Raw genomic sequence first — 17,279 nt, forward strand, 5'->3', positions numbered from 1 at the left:
CTATCCTTCTTTCTGCTTTTTTCCAACAAAACTGAGGGCAAACATAGCAGTTAAGACGATGAAAATCGCCACACAAACGAGAAGTACACCACCTTGCTTAGCAGACATGCCAAGGAAAATTCCTGTCAAGCCGAAGTCGGCATCGGAGAAGGTGGAGCCAGCAAAGCCGAGACTTCCCAAAACTGGCATGAGAAATACTGGTAAAAAGCTAATCAATACACCCTGCATGAAGGCTCCAATAACTGCTCCGCGAACACCACCAGAGGCATTCCCCATAACACCGGCTGTTGCACCACAGAAGAAATGTGGCACTACTCCTGGTAAAATCACCACACCGCCAGTCACGATAAGGATAAACATGCTTACTAAACCACCGACAAAGCTAGAAATAAAACCAATCAAGACCGCATTAGGTGCGTAAGGATAAACAATCGGGCAGTCCAGAGCTGGTTTTGAATTTGGAACGAGACGCTCGGAAATTCCCTTGAAGGCTGGAACGATTTCTGCCAAAATCAAACGAACACCAGACAAGATAATGAATACTCCTGCGGCAAATTGTCCACCCAACTGTAAAGCATAAACCAGACTGTTGGTTCCTTCGCTTAGCTCTTTTTCAATATAGCCACCACCCGCAAAGAGAGCGACAATCAAGTAAATCACAGACATAGAAATAGCAATGCTAACCGTACTGTCGCGCAAGAAAGCTAAGCCCTTTGGAAATTTAATGTCTTCAGTTGATTTAGACTTATCACCAAAAAGGTCACCCATAAATCCACTGAGCCAATAACCAAGCGAACTAAAATGTCCCAAGGCTACCTTGTCATTTTTGGTTAACTGCACCATGTATTTCTGTACAAAGGCCGGTGATAGCGACATAATAATTCCTAGAGCTAGTCCACCCATAATAATCAAACCAAAAGAAGTAAAACCTGCCACACTCATGATAACTGCCAACATACAAGCCATATAAAGCGTATGGTGACCGGTTAGAAAAATATATTTAAAACGAGTGAAACGTGCAATGAGAATATTAAAAATCATCCCCATTAACATAATCAAGGAAGTTGCCGTACCGTATTTGGTCAAGGCTACAGCTACGATAGCCTCATTATTAGGTACCACACCTTGCAGATTAAAGGCATGTTCAAACATTTTACCAAAGGGTTGCAGGGAATTTTGCACAACGCCTGCACCACCTGATACAACCAAGAAACCAACAAAAGTTTTAATTCCACCTTTGACAATATCGGCGACTGGTTTTTTCTGCAAAGTCAGCCCTAAAACAGCAATCAGAGCAACCAGAATGGCTGGCGTCTTTGCAATATCAATTAAAAAATTCAACACAGCTTGCATAAGATTTCCTCCCTCATTTGCTTGCTTCTATATTATAATAGGCCTTTCTCCTGACAAATCGCGGTAATCAACTCCCTCAATTCGTCCATATCAATGATACTATTAAGTACTCTAACATCTCCTAGATGGCCAGCAGAATCTGCTAAATCGCGGCCTACAATCCAAATATCTGCTTCACTCGGATTGGCACCACCTAAATCATAATGCTCGACTTGTACATCGCTAACACCGAGTTCACCTAAGATAGATTCGATATTCATCTGCACCATAAAACTGGAGCCTAAACCTGAACCACATGCTGTACCAATTCTTAACATTATTTTTCCTCCTTTTTAAGTAAATCGGCAATCTCATCAAAATCCTTGGCTTCTACTAAGCGCTTGATGTTTTCATTTTCACGTAAAATCGCAGTCAAATGCGTCAGAGCCTTCAAGTGCGTCTGATTATCAATGGCTGCAATGCAAATCAACAAACGAATTTCATGAGCTGGGTCATCCAAGAGATAAACAGGCTGCTCCAGACTCAACATAGACATGCCTAGCGACTTGACCCCCTCATCGGGTCTGGCGTGAGGAATAGCTACGCCCTTACCAAGGTCAATAAAAGGCCCAAATTCGTGGACTTTATCAATCATAGCTTTTATATAAGTTTCCTCAATCTTATCCATTGCAAGCAGAGGCTGGGCTGCTAGGGCAATCGCTTCCTGCCAAGATAAGACTTTATCTGTCTTGGCATAGGTTTTCCTTGTTATCAATTCATCTAACATCGGTGCTTTCTCCTTTCTTTCTAATGGTTGACGATTCATAAAACGAACCAATTCGTATTTCAAATCTTGCTCCTCATGAATACTAGCATATTTTTTGATTGTTTCTAGAAGCTGCTCGATTTCCAAGGGAAAGTAACCCGCATTTGGAAAATGCTCATTGACTAGGCGAAACAAATTCCGCTTTTGTCGTTCGCTCATCAGCTGGGGTACGACAAAGACGGGCTTATGATTTTCTAAGGGAATAGTTGAAAAAATCAAATCGTAGTGCCCATTAGGCAAGAGCTGAAATTCTTCCAATCCCTGAGTATCCAAAAAAGCAATATTGGGAAAAAGTTGCTTGAGCATCTCCTTTAAAATCAGAGAGGAACTAATACCATTAGGACAGACGATTAAGGCCCTATAGCGAAAAGGGAGCGTTTTTTCCCGTTCCAAGTAACCACCAAAATGGATTACAAAATAGCTGACCTCACTATCTGGCATGTCGAAGCCTAGATGGTTCTCCAAAGGTTTCAAGGCTTTTTTAACTAGCTGGAATAAATCAGCATGTTCTTTTTTTACGACTTCGGTATAGTCGCTAGGGCATTCGATTCGAGACATCAAGCGATAATAAGCTGGGATTAAGTGCCTTTGCAAACCCAAAATCATATCCGAACGCTCTTGAAATTCTATAAGAGATAGACGCTCCATCTCCTCTACGATTTGCAGGGTTAAATCTTGAAAAAAATCACTGACTTCTGCTAACTCTCCCTCGAAAGCCCCTTGAAAGATACTGGCCAAATAATATTCAATCGCTTCTAATTGTAAATCACTGACCGTATAAATCGCTGCGGCTTCCTCTAACAAGCTAGCCACCAGTTTGTGTACTGCTAGACTCTTGGTTGCCACTGGAGCTTGCGGCAAGACTTTGACTCGCTTATAACGAATTGCGAAAAATTGTAAAAAGTAAAGGTAAACATCTAAACGTTCCTCTAAGGCTGTGATATTTTCCTGAATAACAAATCTTTGCGTCAAATCCTTAAGCTGTTGAATAGCATTAACCTCTTGCCAAGCTTTAAAAAGATAAGCCAAGGCCCAAGTACCGATAGGGCTATGTAACAGGACATTGATTGCATAAAGCGTCAAGCGATGCTTATCTTCTTCCCGACCGAGTAAGTAATAACCCTTGGACCGGCTGTAGTTAAACTCTAGTTCAAAAGTCTGGCACAGCGCCTTTAACTCCTTAATATCTGCCAAGATGGTGTTGCGACTCATACTTAGCAAATCCTGATAATGAAAATTAGAAATAAAATCCCGTCTACAAAAGGTATATAGATAAATCATCGAGATTCTCTCTTTTTGCGACAGATAAATATGTTCACTTCTAAAAAGATCAAAGACACGACTGGCTTGGCTAGTTAATTCAAGCGGCAAGCTATAGATTCCCTTTTTTAGGTTAATGGCTGGAAGGTTATTTTGCCTCAAGAGTTGGTTAATCTCTTTAAGACTTTCTAACAAAACATCCTTCTCTACACCGGTATTGAGGCTTAACTCATAAAGACTAATTGTTCGATACTTGAACAAATCCATAACCAAACTAATAGTTCTATTATCCGTCATTTCGTCCTCCTCATTTTTATTGTAACCGTTTTCTATTGTTTAAGCTAGTGTTTTTGAGTCCAAATAAAGTAGCTGATTTTTAATTCTCATTTGGACTCTTCTTATAAAGTTAACATAAAAAATAGGCCAGTCATAGACTGGCCTATTAGAATTTTTCAATAAGTAACTATTTGTTAAACTTAACTATCCCTTCGCCAAAAAATGGCTAGCAGGATAATAGCCCCTAAAATAGAGGGGATAATGGCTGTATCTCGCAGGACGGGACCCCATTTCCCAAAGAGAAATTGGCCCAGACCGGCTCCTAAGAGGCCGAGAAAGGTCTTGCCAAAACAGCCCATTCTTTCTCCGCGATTACTGATAGCTGCGGCAATCAAACCGATGATAAAACCAACTAGTAAACTTCCAAGCATATTTTTGTCCTCATTTCAGATATTCTGGAAATCCTACTACTTTTCATTATTTATCTTCCCTAAATGGCCCAATCTCCCTGGCGGAAGATAGGGACGCGACTACCGTCCTCACGGATGCCATCCACATCCATTTGACTAGAGCCAATCATAAAGTCCACATGGACATCGGAGCGATTGAGGCCTGCTGCTGCCAGCTCTTCCTCGCTGAAATTTTCACCGCCTACCACGCTGGTTGCATAGGCTGCACCGATAGCTAAGTGGTTGGAGGCATTCTCATCAAAAAGGGTATTGAAGAAGGTAATGCCTGACTGGGAAATGGGACTTGGGTCTGGCACTAGGGCCACCTCACCCAGAGAACGGGCTCCCTCATTTTCAAAAACCAACTTTTCTATGACCTCTTGGCCCTTGTCTGCTGTGACTTCGAGGATTTGTCCATCCTTGAAGGTCACCTTGATGTTCTCAATGATGTTCCCGTTATAGCTCAGGGGCTTGGTCGAGGTCACATAACCGTCGGCCCGACGGAAATCTGGAGCCGTAAAGACCTCTTCGGTCGGCATATTGGCGATAAAATACTCGCCTTGGGCATTGAGACTACCCGCACTTTCCCAATAGTGATTTTTGGGTAGACCTAAGGTCAAATCCGTCCCTGGTGCCATGTAATGCAGGGCTGTAAATTGGGCTTGGTTAAGAATTTTGGCCTTAGCGCTCAAACGCTCCTCGTGAGCCTTCCAAGCTGCAACGGGGTCCTCTTCATAGACCCGACAGGTCTTAAAGATTTGGTCCCAAAGCAAATCAACTGCTTCTTCTTCGCTTCCTGCCTCAGGAAAGACCTTTTGGGCCCACTTACGACCAGCTGCTGCTGCCACCGTCCAAGAGACCTTATTGGCCTGGGTGGCGATTTGCATTGGCTTCATCGCGGCACTGGTGGCCTTGCTGGCGCTGGCCAATCTTTCTGGCTCCACTCCAAAGAGGGCATCAGGGTCTGATGAACGCACGCCCAAGCGACTAGCCTTGTGGTCCAAGAAATAGTTCATCTCACCCACCTTATAAGCAGGGACATTTTTTAGGTCCTCTAGGGGCATGTGGCTCAAGCGTTCCCGAACAATGGTATCATCCGTCCATTGGAGGACGACTTCCCGAGCTCCTAGGGCATAGGCTTCTTTTACAATCAAGCGGGCCAGTTGGGCCTGCTCCACATCAATATTGAGCACAACTGTATGACCTGGCTGGACATTGATGCCGTTGGCTACTAGTAATTTTGCATATTTTTCTAAATTCTCTTGGAAATTTTCTAACACCATTTCTTCTCTCTTTTCTATTTCTGTTTCTTCTTGCCTTGACGGACAAGGTTACTTAGGGCAAGGGCTGCACTCAGAACTGCCACACCTAGTAGGAGCTTTTGGCCTGAAAGGGTTAGCTCATAGTAAAAGTCTTGTTGGGCTTTTTTGTCAGTCCAGGAAATTTCTAATCTCATCTTCATCCTCCTAGAATAAATCATCAAATAGACTTAATTGATTATCCTCTGGCAACTTCCCTAAAATACCCATATCGTCCATTTTTTCAACTAGGGTGGTAGAAAGACCCCCTCGCTTACGCAATTCGGTCTTAGAAAGGAACTCTCCCTCCTCACGCGCTTGGACTAGCTGACGAGCGACACTTTCTCCTAGGCCGTCCATGGCTGAAAATGGGGGTATCAGCTGCTTGTCCTCAATCAAAAATTCGGTCGCATGACTCTTATAAAGGTCTAACTTGCCAAAGGTGAAGCCTCGCTCCAGCATTTCATTGACAATTTCCAGACTGGTATAGAGGTCTTGCTCGACCTTGGAGGCTTCATTATTTTTACGCTTAAGGGCAATTTCTTCCATCTTGCGCTTGACTGCCTCCAAGCCTGACCCCATGGTCTTGAGGTCAAAGGCCTTGGCCCGAATAGAGAAGTAGGCACAATAGTAGTAAATGGGGTGGTGGACCTTGAAGTAGGCCACCCTAAGCGCCATCATAACATAGGCTGCCGCATGGGCCTTGGGGAACATATACTTAATTTTCCCACAGGACTCGATATACCATTCGGGTACCTGATTTTCCTTCATGGCTGCAATATAACCATTGCGCTCTTCCTCAGAAATCTTGAGCCAGAGGCCCTTTCTCACCCTTTCCATAATGGTAAAGGCCATCTTAGGATCCAGGCCCTTGTGCATGAGGTAAACCATGATGTCGTCCCGACAGCCGATAACCGTTGACAGGTCGGCAATCCCCTGCTTAATCAAGTCCTGGGCATTGCCCAGCCAAACATCGGTACCGTGGGAGAGGCCTGATAATTGCAGTAGCTCCGCAAAGGTGGTTGGGTGGGTTTCATTGACCATCCCCCGAACAAAGTTGGTTCCAAACTCTGGAATCCCCAGCATACCGGTCGGCGTGCCAATCTGCTCCTCAGTCACTCCCAGGACCTGGGTCCCGGAAAAGAGGGCCATAACATCCGGGTCATCCATAGGAATATCATTGGGATCAATACCTGATAGGTCTTGAAGTTTGCGAATCATGGTTGGATCATCATGACCCAGTACATCGAGCTTGAGGACGTTCTCATCAATATCATGGAAGTTGAAGTGGGTGGTCTGCCATTCAGCAGTCACATCATCAGCCGGGTATTGGACCGGGGTGAAATCGTAGACATCCATATAGTTAGGGATAACAACAATTCCACCCGGGTGCTGGCCGGTTGTCCGCTTGACTCCGGCAGCTCCCAGAGCTAGGCGGTCCACTTCCGCATCGCGGTAAAACTTATTATAGTCTCGTTCATAGCCCTTGACAAAACCATAGGCAGTCTTGTCCGCTACTGTACCAACCGTTCCGGCCCGAAAGGCGTATTCCTTACCGAAAATATCTCGAACATCCAAATGGGCGCTAGGCTGGTCTTCACCAGAAAAGTTCAAATCAATATCCGGCACCTTGTCTCCGTCAAAACCAAGGAAGGTCTCAAAGGGAATGTCCTGACCGTTCTTGTTCAGCTTGTGCCCACATTCAGGACAAGCCTTATCCGGCATATCAAAACCAGAACCATAGGATCCGTCGGTGACAAATTCGCTATGTTGGCAGTTGCCGCAGACATAGTGGGGGGCTAGAGGGTTCACCTCGGTAATCCCAATCATGGTCGCGACAAAACTAGATCCGACGGAACCCCGGCTACCAACCAAGTAGCCGCGCTCATTAGAGCGCTCTACCAGCATCTGCGAGGCTAGATAAATCACGGCAAAGCCATTCCCCAAGATAGAGGTCAGCTCCTTTTCAATCCGCAAGTCAACAATATCAGGTAGGGGGTTACCATAGATTTCAAAGGCCTTCTCATAGGTCAGCTTGGCCACTGTCTCCTCGGCCTGGTCGATAAACGGGGTATAGAGGTCCCCCTTGACCACTTCGATTTCTTCAAAGATTTTAGTCAATTCATTGGGATTGGTAATGACCAAGTCCCTAGCCAAATCCTGACCCAAAAAGGCAAATTCATCTAGCATTTCATTGGTAGTCCGAAAGTGAGCCTTGGGAAGTGGGGCCGGCTGGGCGGCCTCACCATGACCAATGGTCCGGTTAATCATGGCCCCTTGGCCTAGACTCCGCACGATGATTTCCCGATAAATCTCCTCTTCTGGCTCGATATAGTGGACATTTCCTGTGGCTAGGACCGGCTTATCCAGCCTACGCCCTACCTCAATCAGGTTTTTAATCACCGTTTGTATCTCTTCTTCATCCTTAATCTGCTCCCGTGCAATCAAGGGAGCATAGAGGGTCGGAGGCATGACTTCGATAAAGTCATAGTACTTGGCTACCTCAACAGCGGCGTCAATCCCTTGGGAGAGCACCGCGTCAAAGACCTCGCCCTGATCACAGGCTGAGCCCAAAATAAGCCCCTCACGATGGGCATCTAAAACCGTTCGTGGAATACGGGGAACCCCCTCGAAATACTTGGTACTGGACAGGCTGACCAGCTTAAAGATATTTTTCAGGCCCTTTTGATTTTTGACATAGATGGTCGCATGTTTGACTCGGGCTTTCTTGTAGGAGTCCTTGTCAATCAGGTCGGTATTGAGGTCTTTTAGATTGGTGACCCCTTTTTTCTCAGCTACATCCTTGATGAAGATAAAGAGGAGGCGCCCTGTGGCCTCGGCATCGTAGTTGGCCATATGGTGGTGCTCGAGGGCAATCTGGAAGCGCTTGGTCAAGGGACCTAAACCATGTCGCTTATATTCTGGATAGAGGTTGCGAGCAAATTCCAGGGTATCAATAACTGGCTGGCTAATCTTATCCAGACCATGGCGTTCATAATTGACATTCATAAAGCCGACGTCAAAGCTGGCATTATGGGCGACTAGCACTGCCCCTTGGCAAAAGGCTTGAAACTCTTTCAGGACCTGCTCTAGAGGCTTGGCCCCACGCACATGCTCATCGGTAATCCCGGTCAAATCGGTCGTAAAGGCCGATAAGGGATGGCCCGGGTCGATAAATTCATCAAACTCGTCGATGATATTGCCCTTGTGCATCTTGCTGGCCGCCACCTGAATCAAATCATTATAGACGGCCGATAGCCCGGTTGTTTCCACGTCAAAGACCACATAGGTGGCTTCGCTCAAGTCCATATCCACTTCATTGTAGGTAATGGGCACCCGATCCTCAACGATATTTGCCTCCATACCGTAGATAAGCTGGATACCTGCTTTTTTGGCTGCCTTATAACCATGGGGGAAGGACTGGACATTGCCATGGTCAGTAATAGCCAGCGCCTTATGCCCCCACTGGGCAGCCTTGGCTACTAACTCCTCTACTTCTGGCAGGGCGTCCATGGTAGACATATTGGTATGAGCGTGAAATTCGACCCGTTTTTCCCCCTCTGGCATCAGGTCTTTGCGTTCATAGTGGGTCACTTCTTGCACATCCTGGACATTCATGGTCAGGGAGCGAGTGAAATTGTTCATCTCGATATTCCCCCGCACGCGCAACCAAGCTCCCTTTTTAATCATGGCAAACTTTTTGGCCTCTTCTTCATTTTTCAGCCATTTTTGCAGGGCAAAACTAGAACTGTAATCGGTCATCTTAAAGTTAAGCAAAACCCGACCAGTCCGGGTCACCTTTTGCTCCAAGTCAAAGACCAGACCTTCAAAGACAATCCGATTTTCCTCCGTTTCAATCTCAACCATGGGGGTAATCACAGCCTTGTCTAGCTTGGGCTTGGCAGCCGCCCGCCTAGCCTGAAAGTCTGTAAAACTAGGCTTGGCCTCGACCGGTGGAGCCTGACGCTCCAAAGACTCCAAGGCTTTTAGGGCCTCATCATTAGCGGCCTGGACAATCTCTTGATTGCTGGCTTGAAAGGCCTCCACCTGCTCCTTGGTCAGTTCTTCCTTGGTTTCAATCCGGCAGTTAAAAAGCGGAAAACCAAACTTGGTCAGCTCCTTGCTGAGTTTAGGCAGATGGTTTTTCCGAAAATGCTGGCTATCAATGCTGGCCGCTCCCTCAATAATCAAGTCGGAGCCCTGAGCCCGCACCTTTAAGTCCTTGTAAATACTCTTAAAACCCTGGCTGGCACAAGGGCCCTCCTCAAAAGCTTCCCGATAGTAGGCCTGCAAGAGCTCATCCGTAAAGTCGGGCTCTTTTACATGAATCTCAAAAATAGCCTGATTGCCGGTCTTGGCAAACTCTTCTCTCAACTGCTGCTTGAGCAGGTGGTAAAGCTCCAGGGGAAGAATTTCCCTAAAAGAAAAATGAAACTCCCAGATTCGGCTGAGCTTGTGGACGACCACTTTTTCAATCTGGGCATCCAAAAGAGCGCTTGACTGGCGCCAATCAAGCGGTAGGGCGATTTGTTCCATTAAAATTTCAAAAGTAGATGACATAGTTTTTCCTCGTACGATATGAACCTATTTTATCATAAATCAGACTCTTTGAAAATCAAAACCAGCACCTAAAGCCAAGCTTCCTCTTCCTATTCCAACTAGCCCTTGCGAGCCGGTGGGCTTATGGAAACATTGCATACATCAAAAAAGACAAGACCAAATTAGTCTTGTCCAGGTTGTAGCTTTTCGGGCTCTATAATATCTGTAGTGGGTAAATTAGTTCAAGTCAAAATATACTCTTACAATCTAGTAATGGTCTGATTTCAACTTCTACCTTGTGAAATAAATTGTAAAGGATACTTTTGAATGGTGATATCTCTCATCAGAATTATAATTCTGATGAGAGACGGAAACTCTGAGATCTAGGCTCAGAGTTTAGCCATGAATACAAGCTTCAGTCGATTGGCTCGCAATCGACTGAACGAAAGAAAGCTCCCGTAAGCGTTCAGCTAGCTCCTGTTAGAGTTAGCGTCAAGCGACAGGTGAGCTTTCGAGCTGGCGTCCGAGCACCATATCAAAAAGTATCATTAGTAATAGTAATACATATTCTCCCCATTACAGTTGACAAAGAGCCCTTTTTTATTTTCAGTCCTTTTTGGAGAGAATTTCCAGGGTTTCTAGGAGATTATCCGCATGGACTTCAATAGTATCTCCGCTGGCCTTAATCTTGACTTCAACGATTCCATCGGCCGCTTTCTTACCAACTGTGACCCGGATAGGTAGGCCGATCAGATCGCTATCACTAAACTTGACCCCTGCTCGCTCATTGCGGTCATCAGTCAAGACCTCATAGCCTGCCTGCATCAGTCTACTTTCTAGCTGGGCGGTCAAGTCTTGGGCCTCTTGGTCCTTGGTATTCACTGTAATCAGGTGGACATCAAAGGGGGCCAGCTCTTTAGGGAAGTTAATTCCCCAAGCATAGCGATAGTCTCCCTTTGGAGTCTTATTGACAAAGAGTCGGGCATGTTGCTCCAAGACAGCTGACAGAAGGCGACTAATCCCAATTCCATAACAGCCCATGATAACCGGAGTAGCTCGACCATTTTCATCAAGGACTGTCGCATTCATGCTTTCAGAGTAGCGGGTCCCCAACTTAAAGATATGGCCGATTTCGATACCCCGCGCAAATTGCAGGACACCTTGACCATCGGGCGATGGCTCACCCTCACGAACTTCCCGAATATCGGCATATTCTGCTGAGAAGTCCCGACCAGGATTGACACCGGTTAGGTGGTAGCCCTCTTCATTAGCCCCAACAACAGCATTCTTCATGCCTTCTACCTTGAGATCGGCAACAATCCGAATATCAGAAGCAAGACCAACTGGTCCCAGAGAACCAAAAGGTGCCCCAAAGATTTCTTTAATCTCTGCTTCACTGGCTGGCTCCAGGAAATCAGCTGCCAGATAGTTCTTTAGTTTCACATCATTGAGCTGGTCATTTCCTACCAGAAGGGCGACGACTGGCTTTTGGTCTGCTAGATAAACTAGGGTCTTAATGGTTTCCTCTTCTGCTAGCTCTAGAAAGGCGGCTACCTCATCAATACTCTTGCAGTTAGGCGTCTCCAGCTTAAGCATCTCTGCCTCAGCTACTACTCGGCTACCTGGCTTATAGGCGCTAGTTGCCATCTCCAAGTTGGCCGCATAGTCAGACTCACTGGAGTAGGCAATGGTGTCCTCTCCTGAGACCAGCCAACTATTTAATTCTGCCTTGATTTCTTCCTGAACTTCTGCTGGAATTTCCTCAAAGCTAGCTACCGATTTGTCCAAAATGACCCAGCGGTCGAGATCAAGCCTGGCTGGGGTGATGGCCATAAATTCTTGGCTATCCTTGCCCCCCATGGCTCCACCATCACCGATAATGGCCTTAAAGTCTAGGCCACTGCGCTGGAAGATTCTTTCATAGGCTGCCTTATAGTCACTGTAAGCCTGATCCAAACTTTCATCATTTGCATGGAAGCTATAAGCGTCCTTCATGATAAATTCTCTGGTCCGTAAGAGGCCATTTCGGGGGCGTTTCTCATCCCGATACTTGGCTTGAATCTGATAGAGATTGAGGGGCAGTTGCTTATAGGACTTGACCGAGTCTCTGACCAGGGCTGTAAAGGTCTCTTCATGGGTCGGTCCTAAAATAAAGTCAGACTTTTCCCGATTCTTAAGCTTATAGAGATCCTCCCCATAGGTCTCATAGCGGCCAGACTCCCGCCAGAGGTCGGCACTGAGCAGGGCCGGAGCTAGCATTTCTACTGCCCCAATCTTTTCAAATTCTTCTCGGATGATTTTCTTGGCTTTTTCAATCACTCGGTTAGCCAGGGGTAGGTAGGTATAGATTCCAGCCGAAATTTGGCGGACATAACCAGCCCGCAAAAGCAGGGCATGGCTAATCACTTGCGCATCGCTAGGCATTTCTCGCAAGGTAGGAATCAGCATTTTACTTTGTTTCATATTCTTTCCTTTTTTCTAATTCATAAGTCTAAGCGACTCTTGACTTTACTAGCCGCTAAAAGAAGGTCCGCATAATATCATTCCAGGTTACGGCCAGCATCAAGACTAGCATAAAGACAACACCGACCAGGGTCACATAGGTCTCGGTTTCTCTCTTGAGCGGTTTTCTACGAATGACCTCCAAGAGATTGAGAACAATCTTTCCTCCGTCCAAGGCCGGGATAGGAATCAGGTTAAAGATTCCGATATTGATGGAAAGGGAGGCTAAAAGAACAATCACATCGTTGAGACCACTCTGGGCCGCCCGACTACTAATCCGATAGATGGCTACTGGTCCCCCCAGTTGATCCAGGCTAGGCCGGACAAAAAGGTTTTTGAGGGCATTTAAAATATTGGTCGCTGTGGTCCAGGCTGTTTGCACACCGCCTACTAGCTTATCCAAAAAGCCCGTTTTAAGGCTAGGTTGAACACCGATTCGATAGACCCCATCTTGCTTTTTGGGCTCCACAAGAACTTCCTTGCGGCTTGACTGGCTGGAGACCGTCACCCTTAATTGGGGTTGACCCTTGGCCTGGTCTGTCGCCTTTTTTACGGCCTCTGTCAATTCTGCCCAATTTTTTACTGTATAGTTATCGATTTTTTCAATCCGATCCCCGGTCTTTAGACCAGCCTTGGCCATAACCCCACCTTCAACAACCTTTACTTGGTTACTCTGGTAGTTGGGTACGCCTCCCTGGATAAAGAAGAGGAGACTAAAGGCTAGGATACCCAGGATAAAATTATTCATAGGGCCTGCAAAGTTGGTGATGAGCCGGCCCCAAATAGAAGCATTCTGGTACTGGACATCTAGCGGCGCAATCCGCACTTCTGTCCCGTCCTCCTCGACCACTGTTGCATCATGATGGACCGGATAGGTCTTTTCTTGGTCTAGGACCAGCCCCTTGATGGTCAGCTTGTCCTCCAAATCAAAGCTAGTCACATTGATGGGGAGGGCCTGTTGGTCCAGCTGCTTGCCAGAAAGGTTAATCCGAGTAACCTGGCCTGCTTCATTAAGGGTCAGACTAGCAGGACTGCCCAGCTTTATTTCTGTTCGATCATCGCCCCAACCAGCCATGCGCACATAGCCGCCCAAGGGGAGAATCCGAATGGTATAGGAGGTCCCGTCCTTTCCGATATGTGAGAATATTTTCGGTCCCATTCCAATAGCAAACTCACGCACCAGAATGCCCGATTTTTTGGCAAAGTAGAAATGTCCAAACTCATGGACGACTACGATAATCCCAAAGATGATGATAAAGGCAAGTATTCCCATAGGTAAATCATCCACCTTCCCTTCTTATATTTCTATATCTATTTATAATCTTATTTAAAAATTGCAAAATTAGCCTAACAAGCCCAGAATAAAAAGCGCCTTGATTGAGACTAAAAGCTCTGCAAATGAAAGAGCTGGGCCCAAGTCCCATCCCTTTATATAATCAATTTTAGCCATTTGCTTCCAGCCAAGTAGGCTAGGAAGAATTTTCTCTTTAGTTAGAAGAGACCTAGGAAGTGCATGAGCGGAAAGACGAAGAGCATGCTATCAAAGCGATCCAAGACCCCGCCATGACCAGGAATGAATTTCCCAGAATCCTTAACACCATAATGACGCTTGATACTACTTTCTACCAAATCTCCGAATTGCCCGGCGATACTAAAGAAGATAGAAAAGACCAAAACAGTCAGAAAACCATGAGGACTAGCTACCGTCCTATCAAAAATTAGAAAGACGAGAGTCACTAGAAAAGCTGAGACAATTCCACCTAAACTACCTTCTAAGGTCTTGTTAGGAGAAACACTAGGTGCTAACTTTCTTCTCCCGAACTTTCGACCGACCAGATAGGCTCCACTATCTGTCGCCCAAACAATCAAGAGGGCCAGAAGGACCTTGTCTACTCCAGCCAGACGGGCAGCTATCAGGGCGTGAAAGCCAGTACCCACATAAAAGCTGGTCGCAATCGGATAGACCACATCGTCAAATGTATAGGTCTTGCCAAAGACAATCGAGCCTAAAAGCAGAAAGACAATCAGGCTGTAAGCGACCGTATTGCCATTGCTAGGCAAAAAGGTCAAGTAGTTCTCTAAGGGGAGGGTTAAGACAAAGGCAGCCAACATGGCCAAAACTCCCTCAATGGTCACCGAAGAGAGCCTCTTCATTCTCAGTAGCTCATGTACCCCTAGCATGGCTAAGAGGCCAACTCCTATCTGAAAGAGGATCCCTCCTGCCAATAGTAGGGGGATGAAAATAGCTAGGGCCAGTCCGGCAAAAATAACCCGTTTTTGTAAGTCCTTATCCATTATCTTCTCCTATACTCCGCCGAAACGTCTCTGACGTCGGCTATATTCTAAGATAGCTTCCTTCAAGGCCGCCTCATCAAAGTCCGGCCACATGATGTTTGTAAAATAGAGCTCACTATAGGCACTCTGCCAGGGCAGAAAATTGCTGAGGCGCAACTCACCACTGGTCCGAATGATTAAATCCGGATCCCTTAGGAGGCGAGGGAGGCGGTTGGTTTCTAGATAGTCACCAATCATTTCCTCACTAATGTCTCCCGGATTAAGTCGGGCATCTAGGACATCTTGGGAAATCGCCCTTACGGCCTGGGTGATTTCAGCCCGCCCCCCATAATTGAGGGCAAAGTTTAAAATCAAACCTGTATTGAGCTTGGTCAAGGTTTCCGCCTTTCTCAAAGACTCATAGGTCGCCTCAGGCAGACGCGAAACATCCCCAATCATCTGAATCTTAACATTATTGCGATGAAGCTCTGGGACATAGCGCTCATAAAATTCCACCGGTAGGTTCATAATGAACTTGACCTCTTTTTCCGGTCGTGACCAATTTTCCGTTGAGAAGGCATAGACGGTCAAGACCTGGACACCCAAGTTTTTGGCGGCAATGGTTACCCCCTGCAGGGCCTCCATTCCGGCCTTGTGGCCAAAAACGCGCGGCTGCATGCGTTTTTTGGCCCAGCGACCATTCCCGTCCATGATGATTCCGATATGCTTGGGAACATCAAGCGGGAGTTGGAGTTTGTCTTTTTTCCTAAATTTAAACATGTCCTTATTCCTGCTAAAGTTTAATCATTTTATTATACCATAAAAGACTAGAAAATGTACAAGATAGGCCGTTTCTGCAAGAGCCCAAAAGAAAAAGAGCCTAGGCCCTTTATTTTTCTTCCCAGATTTTACTCTTCAATCGCTGACTCGTCCGATAGGTCGCTAGCCCCCGCAGTTTCAGCAGCCACTTGTCCTTCAGCCTGAGGTAAAATTGTCTTGATAGCAGAGAGCTCAAAGGTCAGATAAACGCCATCAACATCAAGAACGACCGTTTGATTGTCTTGATTAACCTCATCAATCACTCCATAAAGACCGCCAATGGTGACAACCTCATAGCCTTTTTGCAATTTCTTCAAGCTTTCCAGGCGCTTTTCCTGTTGTTTCTTTTGGGAACGTTGCATGAAAAACATAAGTCCGACCATGACAACCAACATTATCAAAAATGAATAATTCATTTGTTACTCCTTTGGATTTCCATTTTCTTACTACTATAACAGATTTTGGAAGGATTGACAAGAAAGAGTCTTAGCCAGCAGGGCAAATCCATCTAGAGACTGACTCCTTCTCTGAACAGCTTAGCAGTTTAGCCGTCGGACCTCATGACCCGTCCAGTCCAAAAAGCGGAGCAGGTCTGAATAGGCGATATTGAGGGTGGTGGTATTGACAAAGGGGTGAAAACCAACCTGGGCATCTAGAGGAACCGTTTCATCAATAATGACCTGGACCTTCTTATCCCGGTCAAAGGCCAGTCCAAAAGGCGTCACCGCCCCCGGCTTGACCTCTAGGAGCTCCTCCAAACGCTCATCACTAGCAAAGGAAAGCCCTTTTTCACCCAGTAGCTCCGCCAGCTGCTTGAGGTCAGCAATCTTTTCATCGGGCAGGATAACCAGATAAAAGCGACGGCCCTTCTTATTTCTTAGAAAAAGATTTTTTACTTGGCAGCCCGGCAGGACAATGCCTTTTTCAGCCGCCTCAATCACCGACATAATAGGCTCGTGATCCAGTCGCTCATAGACAATCCCCATCTCATCTAACTTGGCATAAATCCATTCCTCATTGGTCATAAGACACCTCGCTCTTTTTTAGTTTTATTATATCATGTTATGCCTAAGAAAAGGCTAATGGTCTGCGACTAAAACAAAAAAGCTGGGATAAATAGTCCCAACTTCTTATTTTCTAGCCATTCTGGGCTAGTTTTTTGTTTTCGTCTAGCATTTTTTGAGCAAATTTCAGAGAGCCTTTGAGATTTTCTGCAATGGCCTGGCGGGTTCCGTCTGGAACTTCTACGCTATCAGCTCCTAGCTGGGCCATACCGTTATCAAATTCTTTCTTAGTATCCTCTAGCTGGGTTTTGAGAGCGTCTACCTGCTTTTGATAGGCCTCCTTGTTTGACTCTGCTACACTTACCCCCAAGTCATTGACCATTTTCATCAGACTGTCAATCCATTTGGCATTCAAAGTCTTGAAATCACCTACTGTCTTGGCAGCCTTAATTTCCTCATCAGTCAAGAAGCTAGCCTGATCGGTCGAGCTTTGGTCACTGGAACTCTGGCTAGCCTTTGCCTCTTGACTAGCAGAGCTAGTGCTACTAGTTTTTTGCTCGGTCGAAGCTTGGCTCTTATCTGTCCCTGACTGGCTGGAACAAGCCACCAAGGCCAAGCAAGTCAGAGTCACTAAAGTAAAAATATATGTCCTTCTTTTCATACAAAGATCCTCCGAAAATCTAATCAAAAATAGTTGCTA

At 46.0% G+C, this 17,279-nt stretch carries 14 protein-coding genes; all 14 read right to left on the reverse strand.

Features of this window, described 5'->3' with window-relative positions:
• Complete coding sequence (locus C4K46_RS06880) at positions 1-1,353, reverse strand: PTS ascorbate transporter subunit IIC (protein WP_209628165.1); 1,353 nt, start codon at positions 1,351-1,353, stop codon at positions 1-3.
• 32 nt (positions 1,354-1,385) lie between these two features.
• Positions 1,386-1,670, reverse strand: a complete 285-nt coding sequence (locus tag C4K46_RS06885) for a PTS sugar transporter subunit IIB (protein ID WP_209628166.1) — start codon at positions 1,668-1,670, stop codon at positions 1,386-1,388.
• Positions 1,670-3,715: a BglG family transcription antiterminator gene (locus C4K46_RS06890; RefSeq protein WP_209628167.1), complete on the reverse strand. Its 2,046-nt coding sequence runs from the start codon at positions 3,713-3,715 to the stop codon at positions 1,670-1,672. Before C4K46_RS06890 ends, C4K46_RS06885 begins: the two co-directional genes overlap by 1 nt.
• A 179-nt stretch (positions 3,716-3,894) precedes the next feature.
• On the reverse strand, positions 3,895-4,125 hold the full coding sequence (locus tag C4K46_RS06895) for a GlsB/YeaQ/YmgE family stress response membrane protein (protein ID WP_209628168.1): 231 nt from the start codon (positions 4,123-4,125) through the stop codon (positions 3,895-3,897).
• Positions 4,126-4,184: 59 nt separating this feature from the next.
• Entirely contained in the window at positions 4,185-5,426 is a 1,242-nt protein-coding gene (locus tag C4K46_RS06900) for an aminopeptidase (RefSeq protein WP_209628169.1), read from the reverse strand.
• A 14-nt stretch (positions 5,427-5,440) separates the two neighbouring features.
• Positions 5,441-5,599, reverse strand: coding sequence for a hypothetical protein (locus C4K46_RS06905; RefSeq protein ID WP_209628170.1), 159 nt, complete (start codon positions 5,597-5,599; stop codon positions 5,441-5,443).
• Positions 5,600-5,609: 10 nt separating this feature from the next.
• The gene (locus C4K46_RS06910) at positions 5,610-10,001 is read right to left on the reverse strand and encodes a PolC-type DNA polymerase III (protein ID WP_209628171.1); all 4,392 of its coding nucleotides are present in this window, start codon (positions 9,999-10,001) and stop codon (positions 5,610-5,612) included.
• 585 nt (positions 10,002-10,586) lie between these two features.
• Positions 10,587-12,443 (reverse strand): proline--tRNA ligase, encoded by a 1,857-nt coding sequence (locus tag C4K46_RS06915; protein WP_209628172.1) that lies wholly within the window; start codon positions 12,441-12,443, stop codon positions 10,587-10,589.
• Between the two features lie 55 nt (positions 12,444-12,498).
• Complete coding sequence (gene rseP / locus C4K46_RS06920) at positions 12,499-13,755, reverse strand: RIP metalloprotease RseP (protein WP_209628390.1); 1,257 nt, start codon at positions 13,753-13,755, stop codon at positions 12,499-12,501.
• A gap of 218 nt (positions 13,756-13,973) precedes the next feature.
• Entirely contained in the window at positions 13,974-14,777 is an 804-nt protein-coding gene (locus C4K46_RS06925) for a phosphatidate cytidylyltransferase (RefSeq protein WP_209628173.1), read from the reverse strand.
• Positions 14,778-14,786: 9 nt separating this feature from the next.
• Complete coding sequence (locus tag C4K46_RS06930; RefSeq protein WP_209628174.1) at positions 14,787-15,536, reverse strand: isoprenyl transferase; 750 nt, start codon at positions 15,534-15,536, stop codon at positions 14,787-14,789.
• Positions 15,537-15,664: 128 nt separating this feature from the next.
• Complete coding sequence (yajC, locus tag C4K46_RS06935; protein ID WP_209628175.1) at positions 15,665-15,991, reverse strand: preprotein translocase subunit YajC; 327 nt, start codon at positions 15,989-15,991, stop codon at positions 15,665-15,667.
• A gap of 120 nt (positions 15,992-16,111) precedes the next feature.
• Positions 16,112-16,600, reverse strand: a complete 489-nt coding sequence (locus tag C4K46_RS06940) for a prolyl-tRNA synthetase associated domain-containing protein (protein WP_209628176.1) — start codon at positions 16,598-16,600, stop codon at positions 16,112-16,114.
• A gap of 112 nt (positions 16,601-16,712) precedes the next feature.
• Positions 16,713-17,240, reverse strand: coding sequence for a hypothetical protein (locus C4K46_RS06945; protein WP_209628177.1), 528 nt, complete (start codon positions 17,238-17,240; stop codon positions 16,713-16,715).
• Between the last annotated feature and the right edge of the window lie 39 nt (positions 17,241-17,279).

Source organism: Streptococcus oricebi, assembly GCF_017883985.1.
Lineage (GTDB): Bacteria > Bacillota > Bacilli > Lactobacillales > Streptococcaceae > Streptococcus > Streptococcus oricebi.